The organism is Streptomyces sp. SID3343 (genome assembly GCF_009865215.1).
Taxonomy (GTDB): Bacteria; Actinomycetota; Actinomycetes; order Streptomycetales; family Streptomycetaceae; genus Embleya.
Map to the genome: position 1 here is coordinate 1 of NZ_WWJX01001137.1, position 5,950 is coordinate 5,950.

Sequence of the window (5,950 nt, forward strand, 5' to 3'; positions counted from 1 at the left end):
GCAGACGTTCGCGACGCTGGTCGGCCTGGAGCTGCGGCCCCGGCGTCTGCGCGACGCGTCGCGACTGTGGGCCTCGCTCGCCGACGCGCGTGGTGTCGACGGCCGCGACGCGGTGTGGCAGCACCCCGACCTGCTGCCGACCGCCGACGACCTGGACGACCCGGACGGCTTCGTGCACCACGCCGAGCTGGACCTGTCCGGCCTCGACGCGGAGCTGGACGCCGACCTGGACAGCCTGGAGACCAAGAGCGACGTCGACGAAAAGAGCGACCGGGTCGAGCCCGAGGACGAGGACAAGGGCGAGGGCGAGGGTGGCCCCGACCTGGGCAAGAAGGGCCCCCAGGCGTGAGCCTGCACCGCGACGCGGTCGACGTGCTGTCCGAGTGGGATGCGCTCGACGACCGTCAGGAGCGGCTGCGCCGGGGCTACCTGGACCACCTCGCCCGGCACGACGACGGTCTGCTCAGGGCGTGCCGCGAGGCGCACGTGACGGCCAGTGCGCTGGTCGTCGACCCGGTCGGCGAGCGCGTGCTGCTCACTTTGCACGCCCGGATCCGCAAGTGGCTCCAGACCGGCGGCCACTGCGAGCCGGGTGACGCGACGCTGGCCGGTGCGGCGCTGCGCGAGGCGACCGAGGAGTCGGGCATCCCGGGCCTGACCCTGCTCGCGGCCGGCGCCCCGGTGGGGCTGGACCGGCACGACACCCCGTGCGCGGTGCACCTGGACGTGCAATACGTGGCCCTGGCTCCCGCCGGTGCGACCGAGCTGATCAGCGAGGAGTCGCTCGATCTCCAGTGGTTCGCGTTCGACGCGCTGCCGAGCGGGACCGACGACTCGGTCCGCGCGCTCGTGGGCCGGGCCCGCGGGCTGGTCTGAGCCGCCGGAGGCGGCCGACAGCACCGAAGACGACGAAGGGGCACCCGACCGGACGATTGGTCGGATGCCCCTTCTTCGGGTGCGGCGCACGGGTGCGGGTGTGCGCGGCTCGGTGACGAGTGCTACGAACCCCAGGTGTTGCCCCGCACGCCGCCCTGCGCACCGAGGCCACGGCTGCCCATGAGGCCACTGGCGGTGATGAAGTCGGGGGGCGGAAGCAGTTCGCTGGGCTGGACCACGACGTAGCCTTCGCCTCTGAAGACCATGTCCCAGCTTTCGCCGGTGCCCCGGCGCCGGCTGTAGATGCGTTGCGAGGTGGTCTGCGCCTGCATGCTGATCTGCAACCGGCTGCTCCACGCGACCACCGCGTCGGCGTCCGCGAACGCCTCGCCGCCCTGGACCCGCATGACCAGCGGCTTGCCCGACGTCATGATCGCGACCTTGCCGCTGCCGCTGATGTCGAGGTTGTACGACCCGGCGCCGGCGACCTCCTGCGCGCTCTCGATCGCCACCACGTTCCAGCTCAGCGAGCTGTCCAGGGCGAGCACGTATTGCCCGTCCACGCACAGTCCCTCGAAGTCGAGGTCGAGCACGTGGATGGACTGGGCCATGTTGGCCAGCCACATCGTCCCGGTGCCTTGCGCGCGCATCAGGTTGAGTTGTTCGCCGGTCGCCCTGGCGGCCCGCTGCTCCGCGCCACCGCGCATGTTCCCGTCGAAGTCGATCGCGCCCTGGTAGGCGACCATCGAGCCGACTCGGGCCAAGCAGTGGTCGGGCTGTCCGTTGCCGAGTTGGACCTTGAGCATGTGCGGGTTCTGAAGACTGAATCGCTCGGCCGTCTGCTGAGGTGCGTGGCCGAAAAGCGAGCTCTGCATCGTGATCCTCCTTCGCTCGCGGTCAGCCGCGGACGTGGAAACGGTCGGTGGCGTCCTCGGCCGGCTGCACGACCACGAAGCCGTTGCCCTTGAAGGACACCTGCATGGCCTCGCCGGAACCGCGACCCACGATGCCGCCCAGGCGCATCGAGCGCTTGGTGCCGACCTTGAGGCTCGTGCTCCAGGCGACCAACGCGTCCGGGTCGACATAGGTCTCGCGCTCGGCCGGGTTGAGCACGACCGGGGCACCGCGCGTGGTGATGGCCACCCAGCCCTGGCCGGAGAGCTCCATGTTGTACAGACCGTTGCCGCTGAACTTGGCGGTGACCCCGCTGACCATCTTGATCTGATGGGTCAGGTGGTCGTCGAACGCAAGGATGTTGCTCCCGTTGACCGACAGGCCTTCGCCCTCTTTGAGCTGGAGGATGGCCACGTCGGCGCCGTAGTCGGCGAGGTAGAGGTCGCCCTGTCCGGTACAGCTCATCAGGCTCATCCGCTCGCCGGTCACCCCGCTGCTCACCCGGCGACGGGCTCCCTGACCGACTCCCTGGAATCGGATGTAGCCCTCGTACGCGATCATCGAGCCCTGTTTGGCGAGCACGCCGGGGGCGCCGGGTTGGATGTTGACCCGGCAGATCTTGTTGCCGTGCGGGCCCATCCGCGCCGTGGGGGCCGTCTGCCCGTACGCGGCGATCATGTTCTGATCCATGTTCCCCTCACACCTCGTAGGGCTGGACGACGATGAAGTTGTTGTTGCCGGGCGGACACCGGAACTGCAGGTTGACCGTCTCGCCGCTGTGACCGGGGAACGCCGTGCGGCGCAGCCGCATCTGGGTGGTCGTGGACACGTCCATGTCGGTCCACGCCACGATCGCGTTGCTGTCGGCGAAGGTCGGGCCCTGTACCGGCAGCACGAGCGGAATGCCCTGGGTCTTGACGACCACGGTGCCCTGACCGGTGAAGGTCTGGGCGAACAGGGCGCCGCCGGGGATGCCTTGGCCCTCGATGCGGGCCGGCTCGATGGTCAGGCCCTCGTCGAACGCGAGCACGTTCGCCACGTTGACGAACAGCTTGTTGCCCTGGAGTTCGACCAGGTGCAGGTTGGCGGCGTCCTCGGCGAAGAACACCTCGCCGTTGCCTTCGCAGCGCATCAATTCGAAGGACTGACCGGTCTGCCGATTGTCGTGTCGGCTGCGCAGGCTCTGGCCCTGGAACTTGAACTTCACGTCGCCCTGGTAGGCGACCATGACGCCCTGGCGGGCGATGACCTTGCCGCCGCTGACGTCGACACGGACCATTTTCGCGTTCTGCTGGGTCCAGCGACCGCCGGCCGGGGCCTCGCGGAACTGGTCGATGCCGTACTGGAAGGCGGGGTCGGCTGACGCGACCCCGACGCCCTGCATCCCCGGCTGTGGCATCCCGGGCTGGTGCATGCCCGGCTGCTGCGGCATGCCGGGCTGTTGCATGCCGTGCTGCGGCATCCCGGGGCCCTGCGGCGGGCCGGGCGGGCCGCCGGGCACGGGCATCTGCAGGGTCGGCTGCATCTGACCGGGGTGACCGCCGGGACCGGGCGGCGGATAGCCTCCGGGACCGGGCGGGCCGGGCGGCGGCGGGTAGCCCCCGGGGGCGCCGTGCGGCGGCGTGCCCTGCGGGTTGTACGGGGGCGGCTCGTTGTACTGGCCCGGGCCGGGCGGCGGCGGATAGCCTCCGGGCGCGCCGGGCGGGGGGCCTTGCGGGTTGTACGGCGGCGGTTCGTTGTACTGGCCGGGGCCGGGCGGCGGCGGGTAGCCTCCGGGCGCCCCGGGCGGGGGCGTGCCCTGCGGCGGGATGCCCTGCGACGGCAGCGTGCCGACCGGCTGGGGCGCACCCGGCGGCGGGCCGAAGTTCGGGGCGGGCTGCTGCGGCGGAGCAGGCTGCTGCGGCGGGCCGCCTCCGGGCGGGCCGAACGAGGGTGCCGTCTGCTGCGGCGGCGTCTGCCCACCGGGCGGCGGGCCGAAGCCGGGCACGCCACCGGGCGGCACGGGGGCCGGCTTCGGCGCCTCTTCCGGCTCGTCCTCGGCGACCTCGCCGCCGAAGTTCTCCAGCAGCGCGCGCAGGCCGCCGTCGAAGCCCTGTCCGACGGCGGAGAAGCGCCAGACGTCCTTCTTGTAGATGTCGGCGATCATCACCGCGCGCTCGGTGCTGAACTCGCGCCCGGTGAAGGCGTATCGGGCGACCTCCTGGCCGCCCGCCACGATCCGCACATAGCCGGAGCCGACCTGCGACATGACTCCGTCGCCGTCGATCGTCGCGGTGAACGCGAGTTTGTTGACCTGCGGGGGGACCCGGTCGAGCGTGACCCGGAACGACTCGGTGTCACCGGCCTGCGCACCCAGGAGTTGGATCGACTCCTCGGGGGACTTCGGCTGGTTGAAGAAGATGAAGTACCGGTCGTCGGACAGTTGCTCGCCCGCGTCCAGCCCGAAGCAGCTGATATCGAACGTCAGCCCGGGGCCGTCGAGGTGCACACCGACGTACAGATCGGTTCCCGCGGTCAGGTCGGACAGCTTGGACTTCTGTCCCTTCCTGAACTCGACCACTGTGTGGCTCCTTCCCCGCTTTTCCGCCGCCGGCGGCGCGGGCTGCCCACCACCTGGGTCCCCGCCGCGGACGGCACGCTACAACATCGGATCCCGCCCCGGTTCGGGCACGGCGTCTCGGCCGATCACCCGCCTGTGCTTCCCGACGAGCGCTGCCCCACGACCGGTTCCCGGATGCGTTCGCGCCTCACGCTATACGTCGGATTGCGGCGCCGCGACGACCTGTGCGGACCCCGTACGTCCTACCGACGCGGTTGTCGCTTGGCCCGGTCGCGCGTTGTTCCGGCCCGGGTACCGTCCGCAGCGGCCGTGCCCTTGCGCTCGCTGCGGTTGGCTGCCGCGGCGGCTCGCCCGCGGGTCGGGAGGTCGGTCTCGGCATCCGGCTCGGCCGGCGGTCGCTCGACCGGCGCGACGTCGTCGTCGTCGCTCATCGGCAGGCCGCTCGCCGCGGCGACGCCCTCCAGATATCCGCGCGCCCGCTCGGTGCGTGGATAGGCCGCGAGCAATGTCCAAAATCGCGGTCCGTGACCGGGCACGAGCAAATGCGCGAGCTCGTGCAGCAATACGTAGTCGACGACATACGCGGGCATGCCGCGCAGTCGACTCGACAATCTGATGGTGGCGTCGATCGGCGTGCACGATCCCCACCTGGTGTTCTGATTGCCCACCCAGCGCACGCTCGCGGGCTCGGCCCGGCCGTCGAGATAGCGGGCGGACAACGCTCGGGCCCGGCCGACGAGATCCTCGTCACTGGGCCGGCGCCGGCGCTCCTGGGCGGCCAGCCGCTCCAGCATCACCGCGATCCAGCGTTTCTCCTCGACCTGCGACATGCGGGCGGGGAGCAGGACCACGGTCCGGTCTCCGTCCCGGTAGGCCGACACGGTTCGGCTCCGTCGGGCGCTTCTGCGCACCTCGACGGCACCCTCGTAGGAGGCTTCGGACAGCGTTGAGCGTCCCGCCCCGGGATCGGCGACCACAACCAGGACGTTAACCGACGGCACCGACAGGGCGTCGGTGCTTCGGGCCGGCGAAGGTTATTTCCGCCCTGATTCGAGCGGGCATAAGCGGTATTCGTTCGATTACTCCGGATCACCGCATGTCGGCACTTAATCGCCATCACCGCAAATAGCATCGTCATACGGCTCCTGTGGACGAAGAAACGCACCATCGGTGCGTGGCCGGGCACGGTGGGGTGTCGAGCGGCAAGGCGCGCACCGGCTCTTCGGTCGCGTCCGCGCCCGCTTTCGCGTCCGTCCACGCCCGCCGGAGGTCCGTGTCCATGCGCCCGCTGCTCAAGCCCGCCCTGCGTCGGTTGTGGCGCGACCGGGAGACCCTGCAACTGGGCCTCGACCCGAACCGGGCGGTCCTGTTGGTCGGGCTCGACCCGGCCACCACGCGGTTCGTGGAACTGCTCGACGGCACCCGCGATCTCGCGCAGACCTGGGAGTCGGCCGACCGGGTGGGGCTGGATCGGGCCGCGGCCGCGGCGGTGCTCGACCTGCTGGCGGCCGAGGGCGTGTTGGAGGACGCGTCGGGCCGGCCGACCCCGGTGCCGACGCTGCCACACGAGCGGGCCCGGCTCGGGCCCGACCTGACCTCGCTGGCCCTCGTCCGCGGCAG

The 5,950-nt window shown here is 71.1% G+C and carries 5 protein-coding genes and 2 pseudogenes; 3 read left to right on the forward strand and 4 right to left on the reverse strand.

Annotated elements, in window-relative coordinates; translation table 11 throughout:
• Positions 1-349, forward strand: a 349-nt coding sequence (locus GT354_RS35880) for a zinc-dependent metalloprotease (protein WP_161360570.1), incomplete at its 5' end; no start/stop codon positions are given.
• Complete coding sequence (locus GT354_RS35885) at positions 346-876, forward strand: NUDIX hydrolase (RefSeq protein ID WP_161360571.1); 531 nt, start codon at positions 346-348, stop codon at positions 874-876. The genes GT354_RS35880 and GT354_RS35885, both read left to right, overlap by 4 nt.
• A gap of 122 nt (positions 877-998) precedes the next feature.
• On the opposite strand, the gene GT354_RS35890 is transcribed toward GT354_RS35885, so the two are convergent.
• The 4 genes and pseudogenes from GT354_RS35890 to GT354_RS35905 form a co-directional block, all read right to left on the reverse strand.
• The gene (locus GT354_RS35890; RefSeq protein WP_161360572.1) at positions 999-1,751 is read right to left on the reverse strand and encodes an AIM24 family protein; all 753 of its coding nucleotides are present in this window, start codon (positions 1,749-1,751) and stop codon (positions 999-1,001) included.
• Positions 1,752-1,773: 22 nt separating this feature from the next.
• Entirely contained in the window at positions 1,774-2,460 is a 687-nt protein-coding gene (locus GT354_RS35895; protein ID WP_161360573.1) for an AIM24 family protein, read from the reverse strand.
• A 7-nt stretch (positions 2,461-2,467) separates the two neighbouring features.
• Positions 2,468-4,330, reverse strand: a complete 1,863-nt coding sequence (locus GT354_RS35900) for a TerD family protein (RefSeq protein ID WP_161360574.1) — start codon at positions 4,328-4,330, stop codon at positions 2,468-2,470.
• 443 nt (positions 4,331-4,773) lie between these two features.
• Positions 4,774-5,307 (reverse strand): annotated as a pseudogene (locus GT354_RS35905) (M48 family metallopeptidase); the annotation flags it as partial.
• 296 nt (positions 5,308-5,603) lie between these two features.
• Between GT354_RS35905 and GT354_RS35910 the strand changes: the two are divergent.
• Positions 5,604-5,950: pseudogene (locus GT354_RS35910) on the forward strand (ThiF family adenylyltransferase); the annotation flags it as partial.

Coding starts and splice junctions, on each gene's coding strand:
- GT354_RS35895 (WP_161360573.1), bottom strand. CDS start 2,460: ATGGATCAGAACATGATCGCCGCGTACGGGCAGACGGCCCCCACGGCG.
- GT354_RS35890 (WP_161360572.1), bottom strand. CDS start 1,751: ATGCAGAGCTCGCTTTTCGGCCACGCACCTCAGCAGACGGCCGAGCGA.